Here is an 18,653-nt window from a genome sequence, read left to right on the forward strand (position 1 = left end):
GCGCGCCTCCCCCCGCCCTTCGTCGGGCCGCGCCGGCGCCGCCGCCCGCAGCGCCCGCTCTGGCCAAGCGCCGCGCGGCCCGGCATAGTGGTGGCAAACCCGCAGATAACAAGCCCCAAGGGCGGAAGACCCCCATGAGCAGTGCCGATTTCCTCAGTGACCCCTTCCCCGCCGCCAAGGTTCCGACCGCCGCCGAACGGCGGGTGATGAAGCGGTACTTCAACCGCGAGATCAGCTGGCTCGCCTTCAACTGGCGGGTGCTCGACGAGGCGCGCAATCCCAAGGTGCCGCTGCTTGAACAGCTGCGCTTCCTGTCGATCTCGGCCACCAACCTCGACGAGTTCTACACCGTGCGCGTCGCGGGCCTGCGCCAGCTGCGCCGCTCGCGCCCGAACGGGCTGTCGGACGACGGGCTGACCCCGGCCGAGCAGCTTTCGGCGATCAATGCCGATGCGCGCCGGCTGATGGACACCCAGCAGCAGATCTGGAACCGCCTGCGGCGCGAGATCGGGCGCAAGGGCATCCACATCGTGCCGCGCACCCGGCTGCGCAAGACCGACCGCGACTGGCTGAACGACTACTTCCTCGCCCGGGTGTTCCCGGTGCTCTCGCCGCTGGCGATCGATCCGGCGCACCCGTTCCCCTTCATCCCCAACACCGGCTTCTCGCTGGGGCTGGAGCTTGAGCGCACCACCGACCGACGGCGCCTGCACGCGCTGTTGCCGGTGCCCGCGCAGCTGCCGCGCTTCATCGCGCTGCCCTCGCGCGCGGGCGAGGCGCGGTTCCTGCCGCTGGAGGAGCTGCTGCTGTTGCACCTGCACGCGCTGTTCCCCGGCTATGCCGAGGTCGGCCATTGCGCCTTCCGGGTGCTGCGCGACAGCGACCTCGAGGTCGAGGAGGAGGCCGAGGACCTGGTGCGCGAGTTCGAGACCGCGCTGAAGCGGCGCCGCCGCGGCGAGGTGATCCGGCTGAAGATCTCGGCCGGCGCGCCCGAGGGGCTGCGCGCGCTGATCATGGAAGAGCTGGACGTCGATCCCGACGAGGTGGTCGAGGTCAAGGGGCTGGTCGGCATGGCCGACGTGAAGGAGCTGGTGCTGGACGACCGGCGCGACCTGCTGTGGCCGCCCTTCACCCCGCGCATCCCCGAGCGGGTGCAGGATCACGACGGCGACATCTTCGCCGCGATCCGGCAGAAGGACATGCTGCTGCACCACCCCTACGAGACCTTCGACATGGTGATCCGGTTCCTGCAGCAGGCGGCGCTGGACCCCGACGTGCTGGCGATCAAGCAGACGCTCTACCGCACCTCGCGCGACAGCCCCGTGGTGGCGGCGCTGTGCGAGGCGGCCGAGGCCGGCAAGTCGGTGACCGCGCTGGTCGAACTCAAGGCCCGCTTCGACGAGGCCGCCAACATCCGCCAGTCGCGCCGGCTGGAACGGGCGGGGGCGCATGTCGTCTACGGTTTCACCAACCTCAAGACCCATGCCAAGATCTCGACCGTCGTGCGGCGCGAGGGCGACCGGCTGGTGACCTACACCCATTACGGCACCGGCAACTATCACCCGATCACCGCGCGGATCTACACCGACCTGTCGTTCTTCACCTGCGACCCGGCGCTGGGGCGGGATGCCACCAAGGTGTTCAACTACCTGTCGGGCTACGTGCAGCCGGTGGCGCTCGAGAACCTCGCGATCTCGCCGATCAGCCTCAAGCCGCGGCTTCTGGAGCTGATCGAGGCCGAGGCCGCGCATGCCCGCGCCGGCCGTCCGGCCGAGATCTGGGCCAAGATGAACTCGCTCACCGACGTGACGGTGATCGAGGCGCTCTATGCCGCGAGCCAGGCCGGGGTGAAGATCAGCCTGGTGCTGCGCGGCATCTGCGCGCTGCGCCCCGGCATCGCCGGGCTGAGCGAGAACATCCGCGTGAAGTCGATCGTGGGCCGGTTCCTCGAACACAGCCGGATCGTGTGCTTCGGCAACGGCCACGGCCTGCCCTCGAAGAAGGCGCGGGTGTTCCTGTCCTCGGCCGACTGGATGGGGCGCAACCTCGACCGCCGGGTCGAGACGCTGGTCGAGACCGCGAACCCGACGGTGAAGGCGCAGATCCTCAGCCAGATCATGGCCGCGAACATGGCCGACACCGCGCAAAGCTGGGTGCTGGCGCCGAACGGGCGCTACCTGCGCGACACCGGGCGCGAGAACCCGTTCTCGTGCCACCGCTTCTTCATGGAGAACCCCTCGCTGTCGGGGCGCGGCAAGGCCGGTGCGGGCGATGTGCCGCGGCTGGCGCACGCCAGCGACTGATCCCGGGCGTCAGCCGCCCGGCACGCCCTGCGAGAAGACCGACGGCGGCAGTCCGAAGAGGCTGCCGCCGGGCGCGCCCGCCGGGGTGGCCCGGCCCTGGCCGAGCCCCGCGCCGATCTCCCCGAACAGTTCCGGCGTCTCGCCCGGCGCGGCGGCGGCCGGCAGGGCGACGGACGGCAGGACGGGGTCCGACGTCGCCGGCGGCGCGGCGCCCATAGCGCCAGCCGGCGCGCTTCCCGTGACGCCATCGGGCGCGGTCCCTGCCACCTCTGCCAGCGCCGGCGGCGGCGCCATCGCCAGCGGGTCGAGCGTGGCGGCGCGGGCGCCGCCCCCGGGCGCTGTCGCCAGCGCAAGGCTCAGGACGGCGGCGGTGCAGGTCACGGGCATGGACACGGGCATGGACACGGAGCGGCGGGGACGGGACGGGATCACGGGCGGGCGGCCTCCTTGGCCCGGCAGGCCTAGCACGGCTGAGCGGCGGCGCACGCGAAATCGCCGCCGCCCCGGCCGATCCAGGGGCGGGCGGGGCTTACGCGCTTGAAATCGTTGGCGCGGCACCCGTCCCCGTCCCCGGGCCCTGGCACCGGCCGGCCCTGCCCGCGGCGCAACAGTGGCCCGCCGCGCCCCGATCCGGCGACGGCGCGGAAACGATGGCCGCCCCGCGCCCTGCCATGGCGTCGGCCGCGACATCCGCGCTTGTGCGGGACGCCGGGTCTTGGCATTCAGGGGCACGAAGGCCCGCGCCCCGGCACGGTCCAGCGAAAGGGAGCAGACCATGGACGACAACGCGGCGGTGCCCGGCGAGGACTGGGGCCCCTTCGGCCGTCCCCTGTTCGAGGATCCCTCGGCCCGCGCGCTGCGCCGGGTCGGTGTCGTCGACGTCGGCTCGAACTCGGTGCGGATGGTGGTGTTCGACGGCGCGGCGCGCAGCCCGGCGTATTTCTTCAACGAGAAGGTCATGTGCGGGCTGGGCCAGGGCCTGGCCGCGACCGGGCGGCTGAACCCCAAGGGCCGCGAGCGGGCGCTGGCGGCGCTGGCGCGCTTCGCGATGCTGGCGCGCGGGATGGACATGGCGCCGCTGACCTGCGTCGCGACCGCCGCGGTGCGCGACGCCGAGGACGGGCCCGAGTTCCAGGCCCGGGTGCTGGCCGAGACCGGGCTTCGGCTGCACGTGATCGACGGCCCCGAGGAGGCACGGCTGTCGGCGCAGGGCGTGCTGCTGGGCTGGCCCGGGGCCGAGGGGCTGGTGTGCGACATCGGCGGCAATTCCATGGAACTGGCCGAGCTGACCGGCGGCGCGATCGGCAAGCGCGTCACCTCGGCGCTGGGGCCGTTCCGGCTGCAGCAGATCGAGGCGGCCGAAAGCCCCGCGGCGCTGGCCGCGCATATCAAGGACACGATCACCCGCCTGCGCGAGCAGGTGCCGGGCAGCTATGACCGGATCTACCTCGTGGGGGGCAGCTGGCGCGCGATCGCGCGGCTGGACATGGAGCGCACCGGCTATCCGATGACGGTGCTGCACGAATACCGGATGCTGCCCGAGGCCGTGCTCGAGACGGTGGACTGGATCGCCGGGCACGACCTGCAGCAGCTGCGCGGCCGCGTCGGCATCTCGAGCGACCGGATGGAGCTGGTGCCGCTGGCCGCGCAGGTGCTGGCCGAGCTGATCCGCCAGTTCGGCCCCAGCGAGATCGACATCTCGTCCTACGGCATCCGCGAGGGGATGCTGTACGAGCAGATGCCCGAGAAGCTGCGCAAGCGCGACCCGCTGATCGAGGCCTGCCGCTTCGCCGAGGCGAGCCAGGCCCGCCTGCCCGGCTTCGGCAAGCGGCTTTACGACTTCCTGTCGCCGCTGTTCCGCGACGCGACCGATGCGCGGGTGCGCATCATCAAGGCCGCCTGCCTGCTGCACGACACCAGCTGGCGCACCCACCCCGACTATCGCGCCGAGGCCTGTTTCGACAACATCACCCGCGCCAACCTTGGCGGGCTGTCGCATCCCGAGCGGGTGTTCCTGGGCCTGGCGCTGCTGCACCGCTACAAGAACAGCCGCTCGGGCAGCCGGATGGAGCCGATGTTCGGCCTGCTGGACGAGGCCACGATCCGCGAGGCCGAGATCCTGGGCAAGGCGATGCGCTTCGGGGCGATGTTCACCATCGACGACCCGCGCGAGGCGGGCACGCTGAAGCTGGGCAAGAAGAACGTGCTGGAACTGACGCTGGAGCCCAAAGGCATCGCGCTGTTCGGCGAGGTCGCGCAGGCGCGCTTCGCCTCGCTGGCCGCCGCGCTGGGCGCGACCACCCGGGTCAAGGCGGCGAAGCGGGCCTGACGGCGCTCAGAGGTCGATCGACTGGCCCGGCGGCGGGTCGGGCAGGCCCGGCACCGCGTCGGGCACGTCGTCGCCCGGCGTCACCTCCTGCGGGGTGCGGCGGCGGATGATGATGTCGCCGTTCGGCAGCTTCTCGGGCATGTGGTAGTCGGTGACGTCGCCGATCATCGCCTGAAGCTCGCGCAGCATCGGGCCGATCTCGCGCAGGGCGGGTTCGGCATTCTCGAACATCTCGCCGAAGAACTCGCGCGCGCGGTCGGAAAACCCGTCGAGCCCCGGCCCCTCGTTGGCGGGCGGATCGGCGAGGGGCGCATCGGACTGCGCGACGGCGGGGGTCACCGCGACCCCGACGGCGGGCGCGGCAAGCAGCAGGCTCAGCAATAGCGGGGCGATCGGGCGTGTCATGCCATCAAACATAGCCCGTCCGCGTCACAGGTCGATGTCGAGCGCGACGGGAAAATGGTCCGAGGCATCCAGCAGCGCCTCGCGCAGCACGACGTCGCGGTAGATGTGGGGATCGTCGAACGGGTGCCAGATCGCCCAGCGCGGACCCGCCGCGCAGAGATCGGGCGAGACCAGCACATAGTCGAGCATGGCCGAGAAATACTGCCGCTCGCTCGCCAGCCAGAACCGGGCCGAGGCCGGCTGGGCCGAGGTCGCGTGCGCCGTGCTGGCGCGGGCATGGGGATCGTGCAGCCGCCGGTCGGCCGGCCCGCCGCTGCCGGTCACGATCTCGAGCCCCGAGCGGCCGAACAGCGCCTCGAACTCGTCAAGGCCGGCGCCGTCGTTGAAATCGCCCAGCACCACCAGGCTGTCGCCGCGCGCCAGGTGCTCGTCGACGCGGGTGCGCAGCCAGATGCACTGCGCCAGCTGCTTGCGCCGGTTCTGGATCGCGAGCCTGCGGGCATGGTCGGGGTCATGCGCGCCATGCGGGGCCTTGGACTTCACGTGCACCCCGATCACCCGCAGCGCCCGCCCGCCCGCGGTCAGCGCCGCCAGTTCGAGCGGCGGCTTCGAGAAGCGCACCTCGTCCAGCGTGGCGTCGATGTCGAGGTCGATGCGGAAGCTCTGGTCGAAGCGCGGGCTGCCGCCCTCGTCGCCGCGCCCGACCGGCGGCGCGACCGGGCCCTGCGGATCGTGCGCCAGCGCGATGCGGTCGGGGTCGTGCAGGGCCGCGATCTCTTGCTGGCTGTCGCTGGCAAAGCCGATCAGCGCGCTGCGCGCCCGCAGGCCGAAGCGCGCGGCGATCGCCTCGAGCATCGCGGCGGTGTGGCGGTTGCGCCCCTCGTCGGGGGCCTCGATCACCATCAGCAGGTCGGGGTCGAGCCGTTGCAGCACCGTGCCCACCGCCGCGACCTGGCGCGCGCGGCTGACGCCGTAGCGCGCCGAGGGCGCCGGATCCTCGGCCAGCGGCCGCCCGGCGTCGTCGAACAGCGCGTTGAACCATTCGACGTTCCAGGTGGCGATGCGCACCGCCCCGCCCTCAGCCCGCCAGCGCGGGCTTCTTGCCGCTGATCTCGTCCCAGGCGCGGTTGACCGCGATCAGCCGCGCCTCGGCCAGCTTGATCGCCTCGGTCGGCAGGCCGCGCGCGGTCAGCCGGTCGGGGTGGCTGTCGCGCACCGCCGTGCGCCAGGCCCGGCGCGCCTCGTCGACCGAGGCGGTGGGCTCGATCCCCAGCACGCTGAACGGGTCCGGATCCTCGCCCTCGACATGGCGGGCGCGGATGCCGCGGAAGGCCGCGTCCGAAATCCCGAAGATCCGCGCCACCTCGGACAGGAAGCCGTCCTCGGCCGGGTGATAGCCGCCATCGGCGACGGCGACGTGGAACAGCCCCTCGATCACGTCGTTCAGCACCGGGTCGCCGGGGCCGAACATCCGCGCGATCTTGGTGGCCCAGGCGTCGAAGCCGGCGACGTCCTGACGCGCGAGGTTGAAGACGGTGGCGGCATGGGCCTCTTCGCCCGGGGGGATCATGAACACCCGGCGGAAGGCCGCGACCTCGTCGCGCGTCACCGCGCCGTCGGCCTTGGCCATCTTCGCCCCCAGCGCGATCACCGCGATGGTGAAGGCGACCGAGCGCTCGGGCGCGGCCGGCTGGGCCCAGAGCCGGTCGAAGGCGGCCGACAGCCCCTCGCCCTTGGCAAGGGCGGCGAGGGCGTCGGCGATGCGGGTCCAGATCGACATGGCCGCGATCCTAGCGCGGGCGGGCGGCGCTGTCAGCGCGCGATCGTGTCGCTGGCGCGAGCGTGATGCCCTGAAATGTCAGAGGATCTTCTGCATCAGCAGCAGGTCGTGCCAGCGGCCGAACTTGTGCCCGACCTGCGGCACACGCGCGACCTCGCCATAGCCGATGGCGGCATGGAAGGCCCGGCCGGCGGCATTCTCGGCCGAGACGCCGCCGATCATCGCGTGCACCCCCGCGGCGCGGGCGTGATCCTCGAGCACCGCCATCATCGCCCGGCCAAGCCCGCGGCCCCGCGCGCCCGGCCCGAGGATCACCGTGTGCTCCATCGCCCGGGCATAGCCGTTGCCGGCGCGGAACTGGGCATAGGTGACATGGCCAAGGATCGTGGGCCCGCTCCCGGTCCCGGTCCCGGGTTCGGCCTCGGCCACCCAGAAGTCCCAGCCCTTCGCCCGCCGCTCGGCGATGGTGGCGGCCAGCCCCGCGGGCGTGCGCTCTTCGGACGAGAAGGTGACGATCGTGTCGCGGATCAGCGGGTTCCAATAGCTGCAGACGGCCGGCAGGTCGGCCTCGGTCGCGGGCCGGATCAGCACCCCGCCCGGTCCGGCGATCGCCCCGGCAGGCGCCGCGACACCCGCCCGGGCGGGGTCCGGCGGAGCGGCGGCGGGGTGCGGCGCGGGCCCATCGCCCGGCGGCGCCGCGGCGGTCATTCCAGCACCCGCACGCCATGCGGCGTCGCGATCTCGGCCCGCAGCGCGACCGGCCCGGGCACCACGACCAGCCGCGGATCGGCCAGCCGCAGCGCCGCCGCCAGCGCCTCGGCCTGCGGATGCGCGATCTCCAGCCGCTGCAGCCGGCAGCCGGACCCGGCCAGCAGATCGCGCGGATGCAGCCCGCCCTGCCACTGGATCAGCGCCGGGAAGGCATCGTCGAAGGGCAGCCGGCCGTCGTCGGGCACGGCCATCCGCCAGCGCAGCGCCCCCCGCTCGAGCGCCACCGGCAGCCCGAGCCCGGCGGGCGCGGCCCCGAGCGCGGCCTCGAGATCCGGGCAGGCCGCGACCCAGTTCGTCAGCCGCACCCCCTGGCGTTCGTCCAGCCGGAACCAGCGCGGCCGCCCCGGCCCCGGCACCGAGGGGTCGGGCGCGATCACCTCGAGATAGCTGTCGCCCAGCCCCAGAAGCCGGTTCCACGTCGCCATCAGCGGGTGGCGCCCGCCGGGCGCCAGCGCCAGCCCCAGCGCCGCCTCGACCGCCGCCACGCCCTCTTCGAGCGAGGGCGCGGTGACCGCCAGGTGATCGAGTGTCCACATCGCCGGCCCTCCATGGCCCCGCCGCCTGCGCTGTTGGCGGTCGTGCCGCCTGCCCTGCCGCCAGCCGCGCCGCCTGCCCGCCCGCCATCGCGTCCGCTTCCGCCGGGCCCCGCGACCCTACCCGCGCGGCCGGGCGCGCCGCAAGCGCGGCGCATCGGCACCGGTCGGGCCGAAAACGACCGCCCGGCCCTTGAAATCGCGCCGCCCAGTGTTGAACGCCCTGCATGGGAGCCCATCTCCCCTTGCAATGCTCAACGCTTTCGAAAGGACAGATCCGACGATGTCATTGATGACCGCCGTAACGAATATGCTGAAGCACGATGCCGCAGGCGGCATCGCCCTGATGATATCGGCGGCCCTCGCCTTCATCGTCGCGAACTCGGCGCTCCAGCCGGCCTACGATCACATCCTGCATCTCTACGCGAGCTTCTCGATCGGCGAGAGCGGCATCTCGCTGTCGCTGCTGCACTGGATCAACGACGCGCTGATGGCGGTGTTCTTCTTCCTCGTCGGGCTCGAGCTGAAGCGCGAGATGCTCGAGGGCAAGCTGAAGAAGCCCGCCGACATCGTGCTGCCGGGCATGGCGGCGGTCGGCGGCATGGTGGTGCCGGCGCTGATCTACGTGGCCTTCAACTTCGGCTCGCCCGAGACGATCGGCGGCTGGGCGATCCCGGCGGCGACCGACATCGCCTTCGCCGTGGGGGTGATGGCGCTTCTGGGCAAGCGGGTGCCGGCCTCGCTGAAGATCTTCCTGCTGACGCTGGCGATCCTCGACGACATGGGCGCGATCCTGATCATCGCGCTGTTCTACACGGCCGAGCTGAACACGACCTACCTGCTGCTCGCGCTGCTGCCGATCGCCGGGCTCTGGGCGCTGAACCGCCGCGGCGCGCACCGGATCGCGCCGGCGATCCTGCTGGGTGTCGTGCTGTGGTACTTCGTGCTGATGTCGGGGATCCACGCGACCCTGGCCGGCGTGGTGACGGCCTTCTTCATCCCACTGAAGGACCGCCACGGCAAGTCGCCGCTGCATTCGCTGGAGCATGGCCTCTCGCCCTATGTCTTCTTCCTGATCGTGCCGGTCTTCGCCTTCGCCAACGCGGGCGTGGTGCTGTCGGGCATGTCGGTCTCGGACCTCTTCGCGGCGCTGCCGCTGGGAATCGCGGCGGGCCTGTTCCTGGGCAAGCAGATCGGCGTCTTCGGCGTCACCTGGCTGATGGTGAAGATGGGCCTGGCCCGGATCCCGGCCGGCGCGAACTGGATGCAGGTCTGGGGCGTGGCCTGCCTTGCCGGCATCGGCTTCACCATGTCGCTGTTCATCGGCTCGCTCAGCTTCAGCGACGCGGCGCTGATGAACGAGGTGCGCCTCGGGGTGCTGCTCGGCTCGTTCCTGTCGGCGGTGGTGGGCTACGTGCTGCTGCGCACGGCGCCTCCGGGCGACGTGAAGGTCCGCGACCAGCAGCGCTACGACAGCCACGCCCTGCCCGGCTGAGGCGTCGCCCGGCCGAGCCGTCGCACGGGGGCGCTGCCCCCGCGCCTGCGGCGCTCCCCCGGGATATTTGGACAAAGTCGAAACCGCGTTCGACTTTGCGAAAATATCCCGGGGGTGAATTGGCCGCAGGCCAAGAGGGGGCGGCGCCCCCTCTTTTCCGTGTCCGCCTTGCGGGACCGGCCGCGTTTTCCTATATTTCCCGAAAGCGAAGGGTGCGCGATCCGGGATGGATCCCGCCCGGCCAGACCTCGACCCCACACGAGAACGGATCCCCCATGTTCGGCATTCCCGGCAAAGCCCCGGTCACCCTGACCCCCGCCGCCCGCGCCCAGATCGCGCGGCTGATGGCCAAGGACGGCGCGCATGGCCTGCGCGTCGGCGTCAAGAAGGGCGGCTGCGCGGGCATGGAATACACGATGGAGATCGTGGCCGCGCCCCAGCCGATGGACGAGGTGATCGAGGACGGCCCGGCGCGGGTGATGATCGCGCCGATGGCGCAGATGTTCCTGTTCGGCACCGAGATCGACTATCAGACCTCGCTGCTGGAATCGGCGTTCAAGTTCAACAATCCCAACGTCGCCGAGGCCTGCGGCTGCGGCGAGTCGATCTCGTTCAAGACCCAGCCCGCGGGCTGAGCGCGCGCGCCGCGCCGTTAGCGGTAACCAGCGGATTCCGCGCGCCTTTCCTGTGGCTTTCCCGCGCCTTTCCGGTTTGCTTCCCCGCGGCCGCGCCCTAGTGTCTGCTCCGGACCCTGAACGGAGGACGGGATGCGCAGCAAGCTTGCGGCCGGCAATTGGAAGATGAACGGGATCTCGGCGGCGCTGGCCGAGGTCGAGGCGCTGAAGGTCGACTTCGGTGCGCCGGGCGTCGAGATCCTGGTCTGCCCCCCTGCCACGCTGATCGACCGGCTCGCGACGCTGGCCAAGGGCAGCCCGGTGATGGTCGGCGGCCAGGACTGCCACGAGAACGAGACCGGCGCGCATACCGGCGACATCTCGGCGCGGATGCTGCATGACGCGGGCGCGAGCCACGTGATCGTCGGCCATTCCGAGCGCCGCGCCGACCACCACGAGACCGATGCCATGGTGCGCGCCAAGACCGAGGCCGCGCTTGCCGCCGGGCTTGTGGCCGTGGTGTGCCTTGGCGAGAGCGAGGCCGAGCGAGACGCGGGCGAGACGCTGTCGGTGATCGGCCGCCAGCTGCGCGGCTCGCTGCCCGATGGCGCGACCGCGGCCGGCGTGGTCGTGGCCTACGAGCCGATCTGGGCGATCGGCACCGGGCGCACGCCGACGCTCGGGCAGATCGGCGAGGTGCACGGCTACCTGCGCGCCGAGCTGGTGCGCCGCTTCGGTGCCGAGGGCGACGGCATCCGGCTGCTCTACGGCGGCTCGGTCAAGCCCGCGAACGCGGCCGAGATCTTCGCGGTGCCCGATGTCGACGGCGCGCTGGTGGGCGGCGCCTCGCTCAAGGCCGCGGATTTCGGCGGCATCATCCGGGCGCTGGAGCAGGCCTGACCGCGGCGCGACGGGACCCGAGCCCGATGCCCACAGGCCCCCTTCCCACCGCCGACCTTCCGAGCCTGGCGCAGGCGCCGACCGATCCTGCCTTCGTGCAGGATCCCTACCCGTTCTACGACCGGCTGCGCGCGGCCGGGCCGCTGGTGCGGTGGCAGGACTACGGGCTTGTCGTCTCGGCCCGGGCGGCGGTGGTGGGACAGGTGCTGCGCGACCGCCGGTTCGGCCGCGCGGCACCTGCGGGCTTCGGCCCCGCGATCCCCGAGCGGCTGCGCGCCTTCTACGACATCGAGGATCACTCGATGCTGGAGCTGGACGGCCCGCGCCATGCCCGGCTGCGCGGCCGCGTGCTGCGGGCCTTCACCTCGCGCCGGATCGCCGGCATGGCGCCCGAGATCGAGGCGCTGGCACACCGGCTGATCGACGCGCTGCCCGCCACCGGCAGCTTCGACCTGATCGAGGGCTTCGCGCGGCCGCTGCCGGTGATCGTGATCGCGCGGCTGCTGGGCGTCGACCCGGTGCATGCGCCGCGGCTGCTGGAATGGTCGAACGCGATGGTGGCCATGTACCAGGCCCGCCGCAGCCCGGCGATCGAGGACGCGGCCTGCGCCGCGGCCGCCGCCTTCGCGGCCTTCCTGCGCGACCGCCTTGCCGAGACCCGGCGCGCGCCGGGCGACGACCTGCTGAGCGCGCTGGTCGCGGCCCGGGAGAATGGCGGCGAGGATGGCGGCGGGGACGCGCGGCTGGACGAGGCCGAGATCGTGGCGACCGCGATCCTGCTGCTGAACGCCGGTCACGAGGCCACGGTGCACACGATCGGCAATGCGGTGGCGGCGATCCTGCGCCATCGGGCGCAGGCGGCGACCGGGCCCGCGGCGGTCGAGGCGCTTGTCGAGGAGGTGCTGCGATTCGATCCGCCGCTGCACCTGTTCACGCGCTGGGTGCACGAGCCGTGCGAGATCGCCGGCCACGTCTTCGCGCGCGGCGACCGGATCGGCTGCCTGCTGGCGGCGGCGAACCGCGACCCCTCGGTCTGGGCCGAGCCGGCGCGGTTCCTGCCGGGGCGCGCGGCGAAGCCCAACCTGTCGTTCGGGATCGGGCCGCATTTCTGCCTGGGCGCGCCGCTGGCGCGGCTTGAACTGCGGGCGGCGCTGGGGGTGCTGTTCGCGCGGCTGCCGGGGCTGCGGCTGGCCGAGAGCCCGCGCTTCGCGGATCTCTACCATTTCCACGGGCTCGAGCGGCTGGTGGTGCGGCGCTAGCGCCGTTCGGGGGTCTTGGCGAAGATCAGGATCCGGCCGTATTCGTAGACCCGGGCCAGGCGCAGCAGGTACTGCACCCAGATCGCGCCCAGCCGCACCCGCATCGGCGCCTTCGCCCCCATCAGCCGCAGCGAGGACGAGATCGACGGCAGCAGCCTGAACGGCAGCATCAGCAGGAAGCCCGCGATCAGCCGGCCGCGGCCGCGCTTCTCGACCTTCTGGAACAGCTTGCCGCCTTCGACCCGGCGGCGCTTGCGCACCAGCGCCGAGAGGCTGGCGCGGGCCGGGTGGGCGACCTCCATCGCGGGGTCGAGCGCGATGTCGAAGCCCTTGGCCTGCGCCCGCCGGCCCCAGTCCTGGTCGCCGCCCGACATCAGCCGGTCGTCGAAGGGACCGACCTTGGCGAAGAGGTCCGCCCGGGTCGCCATGTTGGCCGTCACCGACCAGCCGCGGTCGCGGTTGCGCTCTTGCCGGAAGGCGGTGAGCAGGTCGTAGCATTCGGCAAGGTTCGGCGGCTCGCCGGAGGTCACGCGCACCGGGCCCATCGCCCGCGGCGCGCGCCCGCCCTCGATCACCGAAAGCCCCGCCGCGATCCAGCCGGGCGCGGGCGTGCAGTCGGCGTCGGTGAAGAAGATCACCCCGGCCCCGCCCGATGCGTCAGGCCCGTTACCTTCCTGCCCCGTCCCGATCCCCGCCGCGTCGAGCGCGCGGTTGCGCGCGGCATAGGAGCCCGGGCGCGCCTCGTCCAGCACCCGCCCCCCCGGCGGCAGCCGGAAGCCCGCGGGCGCCGGGTCGGCGGGGGCGTTGTTGACGAAGATCACCTCGTCCGGGCGCCGGGTCTGGGCGGCAAGGGCGTCGGCGCAGATCTGGGCATCGGCCCAGTCGTGGTAGACGGGAATGATCACGCAGACGCGCATGGGGGCAACGGGCTCTGGCAAATGGCTCGAGAAGGCTTGGCGGCTCATGCACCCTGGCCCGGGGGATGCGCAAGCCCGGGATGCGCAAGATCGCGCGGCGCAAGCTCCGGGTGGCCGTCGATGCCGGCCTCGGCCCGGATCTTGCCCGAGCGGCGGGCATGGGTGATCTGGCCGCGGTGGATGCGGATCTTCTCGGCATCCTTGTAGCCGCGGGGATGGTCGAGATGGACAAGCGGCGCGGTGAAGCGCACGTGCCGGCCGCGGACGCCGGAATTTTCCAGCCGGATGCCGAATTCCTTGTCGCCGCCGCCGTATTTCATCGTCTCGTCGAGCCCGTTCACCTTCAGGATCGCGGCGCGGTAGGCCGAGCCGTTGGCGCCGCACCAGTTGCGCCCGACCGGGTAGAGCGCCTCGAGCGCCGAGGACAGCCACTTCGGCCAGGCCCCGGCCTTCAGCCGCGTGGTGAAGCGCCGGAGCGTGCCGGTCCGCGCGAGCCAGCCGCGGTCGAAGACCCGGCCCGACAGCACGTCGTCCTCGGTGACCGCCTCGGTGGTGGGCGTGTCGAGACGGATCAGGCTGCCCGACAGGAACCGGTCGGGCCGCGCGAGTTCGAGGTGGCGGGCGATGAAGCCGGGGTGGATCAGGCAGTCGCCGTCGATGAACACCATGTACTCGGCCGTCGACGAGCCGACGCCCTTGTTCAGGATCTCGTTCTTCTGGAAGCCGCGATCCTCGTGCCACAGGTGGCGCAGCGGGATCTGGGGATGTTCGGCGCGGAAGCGGGCGATCACCTCGGCGGTCTCGGGGCCCGAGCCGTCGTCGGCGACGCAGATCGAGTCCGGCAGCCGCGTCTGGCGGGTGACCGACAGCAGCGTCAGCCACAGCGCGCGCGGGCTGTTGTAGGTGGACAGGATCAGTTCGGTCTGCATGCGCGGGCGGCTCCTTGGTCCGAGCATATGCCTGCGGCGCGAGGCGGATTCAACCTCGGGGTCGCGCCGGCGCCTGCCCCTTGGGGCGGCGCCGGCGCGGTCGTCACGTCAGTAGCGCGGCGGGCACGGCGCCGGGGTGCCGTCCGCGTAGGTGCAGCGGCGCGCGCCGGTGTTCGAGCCGATGGCGGCACCGCCGGCGGCGCCGGCGAGGGCGGCGGCGACCTTCACGCTGTCGTTCGCATCGGCGAGGTCAGCGGCGGCGAGGCCGGCGGCGGCGCCGCCGAGGCCGCCGATCGCGGCGTTCTGGTTCGGGGTGTAGCTGGCGCAGGCCGAGAGCGAGAAGCCCCCGACGGCGAGCAGCAGCATCATGGTCTTGGTCATGCCCTTCATTCCTTCCTGGAACTGCAGTCTTTGTGGGCAATGAGCTAGGGCGGCCGGCGGGGAAAGTCGATCTCAAACCGTTGCTATCGGATAACCACTGCGTTTTCGCGCAGGCTCCCGCCGATGCCGCAGCGGCAGGCGCGGGCCCGTGGCGGCCCCGCCCCTTCGCGCCGGGTCAGCCGGTCTCGGCCGCCTGCAGCGGCAGCAGCGTGGTCGACTTGATCTCCTCCATCGACAGGAGCGCCGTGACGTTGTGGATCCGCACCTCGGAGATCAGCGCCTGGTAGAACTTGTCGTAGGCGCGGGCGTTGCGCACCCGCACTTTCAGGATGTAGTCGATGTCGCCCGCAAGCCGGTGCGCCTCGAGCACCTCGGGGCGCGCGCGCAGGGCGGCGAGGAACTTGCGCTGCCATTCGGCCTCATGCTCGGAGGTGCGGATCAGCACGAAGAAGCAGGCCTCGAGCCCCAGCGCCTCGGCGTCGAGGATCATGGTCTGGCGCCCGATCACGCCCGCCTCGCGCAGCTTGCGGATCCGGTTCCAGACCGGGGTCTTGGAACTGCCCACCTTGCGGGCGATTTCGTCGAGCGACTGGCCCGCGTCCTCCTGCAGCTCGGCAAGGATTTTCCGGTCCATCTCGTCGATGCGGACAGTCATTCGCGTCTTTCCCCGTTGCCGGAACATCCGGCCCATGCGGCGCGCATAATCGAACACCTGTCCTTTTTGGCAAGGCCGTATGGTGCCGAGGGGGGAGTTTTTTCTATATAGAGACCACGCAGCAAGCCACGCCGCAGCGCAGCAGCATGGGAGAGGAAGATGAGCCGCAAATACGTGCCGAAAGTCGTCACCGCGAACGACCTTCTGGAAGGCGATGTCATCTACCAGACCGCCGACGACCGCTGGACCCGCGAGCATCGCGAGGCCGAGCTGATCGAGGACGAGGCCCATGCCCAGCTGCGCCTGCTGAAGGCGCAAGGCCAGCCCGGCCGGGTCGTCGGCGCCTATCTCGCCGATGCCAAGGCCGGCCCCGACGGCCCCGAGCCGGTGCATTTCCGCGAGGCGTTCCGCACCCGCGGCCCTTCCAACTACGCCCACGGCAAGCAGGAGACGGCGCATGTATAACTACACCGAGTTCGACCGCGCCTTCCTGGCCGAGCGCAACGCCCAGTTCCGCGCCCAGGTCGAGCGCCGCATCGACGGCAGCCTGACCGAGGACGAATTCAAGCCGCTGCGGCTGATGAACGGGCTGTATCTGCAGCTGCACGCCTACATGCTGCGCATCGCCATCCCCTATGGCACGCTCAACCCCGACCAGATGCGCCGCTTCGCGGACGTGGCGGCGAAGTGGGACAAGGGCTACGGCCATTTCACCACCCGCCAGAACATCCAGCTGAACTGGCCGAAGCTGCGCGACGTGCCCGACATCCTCGACAGCCTCGGCGAGGTCGGCATCCATGCGATCCAGACCAGCGGCAACACGATCCGCAACGTGACCGCGGACCATTTCGCCGGCGCCGCCGCCGACGAGATCGAGGACCCGCGCCCGGTGGCGGAACTGCTGCGCCAGTGGTCGACCGACCACCCGGAATTCCAGTTCCTGCCGCGCAAGTTCAAGATCGCCGTCTCGGGCTCGGCCCATGACCGCGCGGTCGTGCGCGCCCATGACATCGGCCTGCTGGCGAAGACCAACGCCCGGGGCGAGGTCGGCTATGAGGTGCTGGTGGGCGGCGGTCTCGGCCGCACGCCGATGATCGGCCAGACGATCCGCGACTTCGTGTCGAAGGCCGAGCTGCTGCCCTACCTGGAAGCCGTGGTCTCGACCTACAACGTGATGGGCCGGCGCGACAACAAGTACAAGGCGCGCATCAAGATCACCGTCTTCGAGAACGGGCTCGACACCTTCCGCGCGGCCGTCGAGGAGCGCTTCGCCGAGACGCGGGCGCTGTTCTCGCCCGCCGTGCTGGACGCGCTGGCCGACATCGAGGCCGACTTCGCGCCGCCGGCGTTCCGCAATGCCGGCACCGAGCCCTTCGACGCGGCCTATGCCGCCGACCCGGTGTTCCGCGCCTGGGCCGACACCAACCTCGCCGCCCACCAGGCGCCGGGCTATGCGATCGTGACGATCAGCCTCAAGGCCCATGGCGCGACGCCGGGCGACGCGACCGCGGAGCAGATGCGGCTGATGGCGGATCTGGCAGAGAAATACGCCCATGCCGAGCTGCGCATCAGTCACGAGCAGAATGTGGTGCTGCCGCATGTCCACAAGTCGGACCTGCCGGCGCTGCACGCGGCGCTGAAGACCGAGGGGCTGGCCACCGCGAACATCGGGCTTGCCTCCGACATCATCGCCTGCCCCGGCATGGACTACTGCGCGCTGGCGACCGCCCGGTCGATCCCGGTCGCGCAGGAACTGGCCGTGCATTTCCGCGACGCGGGCCTGGAGCACGAGATCGGCAAGCTGCAGATCAAGATCTCGGGCTGCATCAACGCCTGCGGCCATCACCACGTCGGCCATATCGGCATCCTCGGGCTGGATCGCGCCGGGGTCGAGAACTACCAGATCACGCTGGGCGGCGACGCGACCGAGACGGCCGCGATCGGCGAGCGCGCGGGCCCGGGCTTTGCCTACGACCAGGTGGTGCCCGCCATCGACCGGCTGCTGCGCGCCTATCTCGACAAGCGCGCGGACGACGGCGAGACCTTCCTGCAGGCCTATCGCCGGCTGGGCCCGGCGCCGTTCAAGGCTGCCCTCTATCCCGACGAGGCCCGCGATGCCGCTTGAAGCCGCCTTGCGCAAGCCCGTCCTCGATCCGATCGGGGAACGGGTGACGCGCCTCAACGACCGCTACCGCCACCACGGCGCGGTCTCGGTGCTGGAACACGCGCTGAAGGATGCCGACCTCGGCCGCATCGCGCTGGTGTCGTCCTTCGGCGCCGAAAGCGTCGTGCTGCTGCACTTGATCTCGGTCATGGACGCCAATCTGCCGGTCGTGTTCATCGACACGCAGATGCTGTTTCCCGAGACGCTGGAGTACCAGTCGATGCTGGCCGACAAGCTGGGGCTGACCAACATCCGGCGGATCCGCGCGACCGATGCGGCGCTGGCGCTGGACGATCCCGACGGGACGCTGCACCAGTTCAACACCGATGCCTGCTGCGCCCTGCGCAAGACGGTGCCGCTGGAGACCGCGCTGAAGGACTTCGACGCTTGGATCACCGGGCGCAAGCGCTATCAGGGCCAGACCCGCGCCGGCATCGAGTTCTTCGAGGAAGAGGACGGCACCGGCCGCATCAAGATCAACCCGCTGACCCACTGGGGCCGCGAGGATCTTGAGGAATACATGGTCGAGAACCGCCTGCCCCGGCACCCGCTGGTGGCCAGGGGCTACCCCTCGATCGGCTGCGCGCCCTGCACCACGCCGGTCAAGCCCGGCGAAGACCCGCGCGCGGGCCGCTGGCGCGGTTCGCAAAAGACCGAATGCGGCATACATTTCATCGGGGGCCGCGCGGTTCGCGGCCCGGTCGCGGTCGAGTCGCTCTCGCCCGCCGTCACCGATGGCCATGGGGAGAACGAGGAATGAGTGTCATTGTACGAGACGATGGGTTCCACCCGGACGACTGGCAGGGCGAGGTGCTCGACCTTGCGCCCGACGCCTGCCTGAGCACGCTCGAGGGCAGGATCGGCGGCCAGAAGCTGGTGCGCATCGACTTCCCCAGCTTTGCCGACGGGCGCGGCTTCACCATCGCGCGGCGCGTGCGCTCGATCGGCTATCTCGGGCGGCTGCGGGCGCGCGGCCACGTGCTGGCGGACCAGTACGCGATGGCGCGCCGGGTCGGCTTCGACGAGGTCGAGATCTCGGACGAGCTGGCCGCCCGCCAGCCCGAGGACCAGTGGCTGGCCCGTGCCGACTGGAAATCGAACGACTACCGCGCCCGCCTGCGCGGCTGACGCCGACACCATGCCGCCCGCGCGTCCCGGCGCGGGCCGGTCCCCGCCCGGCGGGGCCATTTTCGCACCAACCCCACAACCGGCTTTGCC

General features: G+C 71.5%; 20 protein-coding genes. 10 read left to right on the plus strand and 10 right to left on the minus strand.

Annotated elements, in window-relative coordinates; genetic code table 11:
* Positions 1-134 precede the first annotated feature (134 nt).
* Positions 135-2,303, plus strand: coding sequence for an RNA degradosome polyphosphate kinase (locus V8J39_RS05220; RefSeq protein ID WP_336459784.1), 2,169 nt, complete (start codon positions 135-137; stop codon positions 2,301-2,303).
* A gap of 9 nt (positions 2,304-2,312) precedes the next feature.
* Here the strand turns inward: V8J39_RS05220 and V8J39_RS05225 are convergent, their stop codons facing one another.
* Positions 2,313-2,690: a hypothetical protein gene (locus V8J39_RS05225; protein WP_336459785.1), complete on the minus strand. Its 378-nt coding sequence runs from the start codon at positions 2,688-2,690 to the stop codon at positions 2,313-2,315.
* A 388-nt stretch (positions 2,691-3,078) separates the two neighbouring features.
* On the opposite strand from V8J39_RS05225, the gene V8J39_RS05230 reads away from it, so the two are divergent.
* The gene (locus V8J39_RS05230; protein WP_336459786.1) at positions 3,079-4,632 is read left to right on the plus strand and encodes a Ppx/GppA family phosphatase; all 1,554 of its coding nucleotides are present in this window, start codon (positions 3,079-3,081) and stop codon (positions 4,630-4,632) included.
* 6 nt (positions 4,633-4,638) lie between these two features.
* Here V8J39_RS05230 and V8J39_RS05235 read toward each other — a convergent pair whose 3' ends face one another.
* The 5 genes from V8J39_RS05235 to V8J39_RS05255 all read right to left on the minus strand — a co-directional run bounded on the left by V8J39_RS05235 (position 4,639) and on the right by V8J39_RS05255 (position 8,124).
* Positions 4,639-5,037 (minus strand): hypothetical protein, encoded by a 399-nt coding sequence (locus V8J39_RS05235; RefSeq protein ID WP_336459787.1) that lies wholly within the window; start codon positions 5,035-5,037, stop codon positions 4,639-4,641.
* Between the two features lie 24 nt (positions 5,038-5,061).
* Complete coding sequence (locus V8J39_RS05240; protein WP_336459788.1) at positions 5,062-6,105, minus strand: endonuclease/exonuclease/phosphatase family protein; 1,044 nt, start codon at positions 6,103-6,105, stop codon at positions 5,062-5,064.
* A 10-nt stretch (positions 6,106-6,115) separates the two neighbouring features.
* Positions 6,116-6,817, minus strand: a complete 702-nt coding sequence (locus V8J39_RS05245) for a molecular chaperone DjiA (protein ID WP_336459789.1) — start codon at positions 6,815-6,817, stop codon at positions 6,116-6,118.
* 78 nt (positions 6,818-6,895) lie between these two features.
* Positions 6,896-7,405: a GNAT family N-acetyltransferase gene (locus tag V8J39_RS05250; protein ID WP_336460207.1), complete on the minus strand. Its 510-nt coding sequence runs from the start codon at positions 7,403-7,405 to the stop codon at positions 6,896-6,898.
* A 116-nt stretch (positions 7,406-7,521) separates the two neighbouring features.
* The gene (locus V8J39_RS05255) at positions 7,522-8,124 is read right to left on the minus strand and encodes a VOC family protein (protein WP_336459790.1); all 603 of its coding nucleotides are present in this window, start codon (positions 8,122-8,124) and stop codon (positions 7,522-7,524) included.
* Positions 8,125-8,404: 280 nt separating this feature from the next.
* Between V8J39_RS05255 and nhaA the strand changes: the two genes are divergently transcribed.
* The 4 genes from nhaA (at position 8,405) to V8J39_RS05275 (ending at position 12,389) form a co-directional block, all read left to right on the plus strand.
* Positions 8,405-9,616 carry a Na+/H+ antiporter NhaA gene (gene nhaA / locus V8J39_RS05260; protein WP_442902549.1) on the plus strand — a complete coding sequence of 404 codons (1,212 nt, stop codon included), beginning with the start codon at positions 8,405-8,407 and terminating at the stop codon, positions 9,614-9,616.
* A gap of 275 nt (positions 9,617-9,891) precedes the next feature.
* Positions 9,892-10,251, plus strand: a complete 360-nt coding sequence (locus V8J39_RS05265) for a HesB/IscA family protein (RefSeq protein WP_336459792.1) — start codon at positions 9,892-9,894, stop codon at positions 10,249-10,251.
* A gap of 132 nt (positions 10,252-10,383) precedes the next feature.
* Positions 10,384-11,130 (plus strand): triose-phosphate isomerase, encoded by a 747-nt coding sequence (gene tpiA, locus V8J39_RS05270; RefSeq protein ID WP_336459793.1) that lies wholly within the window; start codon positions 10,384-10,386, stop codon positions 11,128-11,130.
* 26 nt (positions 11,131-11,156) lie between these two features.
* Positions 11,157-12,389 (plus strand): cytochrome P450, encoded by a 1,233-nt coding sequence (locus V8J39_RS05275; RefSeq protein ID WP_336459794.1) that lies wholly within the window; start codon positions 11,157-11,159, stop codon positions 12,387-12,389.
* Here V8J39_RS05275 and V8J39_RS05280 read toward each other — a convergent pair.
* From V8J39_RS05280 to V8J39_RS05295, 4 genes are all read right to left on the minus strand, one after another.
* On the minus strand, positions 12,386-13,306 hold the full coding sequence (locus V8J39_RS05280; protein WP_336459795.1) for a glycosyltransferase family 2 protein: 921 nt from the start codon (positions 13,304-13,306) through the stop codon (positions 12,386-12,388). The two genes, V8J39_RS05275 and V8J39_RS05280, sit on opposite strands and share 4 nt — an antisense overlap.
* A 44-nt stretch (positions 13,307-13,350) precedes the next feature.
* Positions 13,351-14,235: a glycosyltransferase gene (locus V8J39_RS05285; RefSeq protein ID WP_336459796.1), complete on the minus strand. Its 885-nt coding sequence runs from the start codon at positions 14,233-14,235 to the stop codon at positions 13,351-13,353.
* A 108-nt stretch (positions 14,236-14,343) separates the two neighbouring features.
* The gene (locus V8J39_RS05290; protein ID WP_336459797.1) at positions 14,344-14,616 is read right to left on the minus strand and encodes a glucose-6-phosphate isomerase; all 273 of its coding nucleotides are present in this window, start codon (positions 14,614-14,616) and stop codon (positions 14,344-14,346) included.
* A gap of 175 nt (positions 14,617-14,791) precedes the next feature.
* Positions 14,792-15,271, minus strand: coding sequence for an Lrp/AsnC family transcriptional regulator (locus V8J39_RS05295; RefSeq protein WP_336459798.1), 480 nt, complete (start codon positions 15,269-15,271; stop codon positions 14,792-14,794).
* 159 nt (positions 15,272-15,430) lie between these two features.
* Between V8J39_RS05295 and V8J39_RS05300 the strand changes: the two genes are divergently transcribed.
* The 4 genes from V8J39_RS05300 to V8J39_RS05315 are packed head-to-tail and all read left to right on the plus strand — an operon-like array spanning position 15,431 to position 18,563.
* Complete coding sequence (locus V8J39_RS05300) at positions 15,431-15,736, plus strand: DUF2849 domain-containing protein (RefSeq protein WP_336459799.1); 306 nt, start codon at positions 15,431-15,433, stop codon at positions 15,734-15,736.
* Positions 15,729-17,396, plus strand: coding sequence for a nitrite/sulfite reductase (locus V8J39_RS05305; RefSeq protein WP_336459800.1), 1,668 nt, complete (start codon positions 15,729-15,731; stop codon positions 17,394-17,396). Before V8J39_RS05300 ends, V8J39_RS05305 begins: the two co-directional genes overlap by 8 nt.
* Entirely contained in the window at positions 17,386-18,195 is an 810-nt protein-coding gene (locus V8J39_RS05310; RefSeq protein ID WP_336459801.1) for a phosphoadenylyl-sulfate reductase, read from the plus strand. Before V8J39_RS05305 ends, V8J39_RS05310 begins: the two co-directional genes overlap by 11 nt.
* Entirely contained in the window at positions 18,192-18,563 is a 372-nt protein-coding gene (locus tag V8J39_RS05315) for a DUF934 domain-containing protein (RefSeq protein ID WP_336459802.1), read from the plus strand. The genes V8J39_RS05310 and V8J39_RS05315 overlap by 4 nt, the downstream gene beginning before the upstream one ends.
* The last annotated feature ends 90 nt before the right edge of the window (positions 18,564-18,653 follow it).

The organism is Frigidibacter sp. MR17.24 (genome assembly GCF_037095655.1).
In the GTDB taxonomy this organism is placed as follows: domain Bacteria; phylum Pseudomonadota; class Alphaproteobacteria; order Rhodobacterales; family Rhodobacteraceae; genus Frigidibacter.

What these genes read in the sequence shown, in the direction of transcription:
- V8J39_RS05220 (WP_336459784.1), top strand. Translation starts at nt 135, where the DNA reads ATGAGCAGTGCCGATTTCCTCAGTGACCCCTTCCCCGCCGCCAAGGTT.
- V8J39_RS05225 (WP_336459785.1), bottom strand. Translation starts at nt 2,690, where the DNA reads ATGCCCGTGACCTGCACCGCCGCCGTCCTGAGCCTTGCGCTGGCGACA.
- V8J39_RS05230 (WP_336459786.1), top strand. Translation starts at nt 3,079, where the DNA reads ATGGACGACAACGCGGCGGTGCCCGGCGAGGACTGGGGCCCCTTCGGC.
- V8J39_RS05235 (WP_336459787.1), bottom strand. Translation starts at nt 5,037, where the DNA reads ATGACACGCCCGATCGCCCCGCTATTGCTGAGCCTGCTGCTTGCCGCG.
- V8J39_RS05245 (WP_336459789.1), bottom strand. Translation starts at nt 6,817, where the DNA reads ATGTCGATCTGGACCCGCATCGCCGACGCCCTCGCCGCCCTTGCCAAG.
- V8J39_RS05255 (WP_336459790.1), bottom strand. Translation starts at nt 8,124, where the DNA reads ATGTGGACACTCGATCACCTGGCGGTCACCGCGCCCTCGCTCGAAGAG.
- nhaA (WP_442902549.1), top strand. Translation starts at nt 8,405, where the DNA reads ATGTCATTGATGACCGCCGTAACGAATATGCTGAAGCACGATGCCGCA.
- V8J39_RS05265 (WP_336459792.1), top strand. Translation starts at nt 9,892, where the DNA reads ATGTTCGGCATTCCCGGCAAAGCCCCGGTCACCCTGACCCCCGCCGCC.
- tpiA (WP_336459793.1), top strand. Translation starts at nt 10,384, where the DNA reads ATGCGCAGCAAGCTTGCGGCCGGCAATTGGAAGATGAACGGGATCTCG.
- V8J39_RS05275 (WP_336459794.1), top strand. Translation starts at nt 11,157, where the DNA reads ATGCCCACAGGCCCCCTTCCCACCGCCGACCTTCCGAGCCTGGCGCAG.
- V8J39_RS05280 (WP_336459795.1), bottom strand. Translation starts at nt 13,306, where the DNA reads ATGCGCGTCTGCGTGATCATTCCCGTCTACCACGACTGGGCCGATGCC.
- V8J39_RS05285 (WP_336459796.1), bottom strand. Translation starts at nt 14,235, where the DNA reads ATGCAGACCGAACTGATCCTGTCCACCTACAACAGCCCGCGCGCGCTG.
- V8J39_RS05290 (WP_336459797.1), bottom strand. Translation starts at nt 14,616, where the DNA reads ATGACCAAGACCATGATGCTGCTGCTCGCCGTCGGGGGCTTCTCGCTC.
- V8J39_RS05295 (WP_336459798.1), bottom strand. Translation starts at nt 15,271, where the DNA reads ATGACTGTCCGCATCGACGAGATGGACCGGAAAATCCTTGCCGAGCTG.
- V8J39_RS05300 (WP_336459799.1), top strand. Translation starts at nt 15,431, where the DNA reads ATGAGCCGCAAATACGTGCCGAAAGTCGTCACCGCGAACGACCTTCTG.
- V8J39_RS05305 (WP_336459800.1), top strand. Translation starts at nt 15,729, where the DNA reads ATGTATAACTACACCGAGTTCGACCGCGCCTTCCTGGCCGAGCGCAAC.
- V8J39_RS05310 (WP_336459801.1), top strand. Translation starts at nt 17,386, where the DNA reads ATGCCGCTTGAAGCCGCCTTGCGCAAGCCCGTCCTCGATCCGATCGGG.
- V8J39_RS05315 (WP_336459802.1), top strand. Translation starts at nt 18,192, where the DNA reads ATGAGTGTCATTGTACGAGACGATGGGTTCCACCCGGACGACTGGCAG.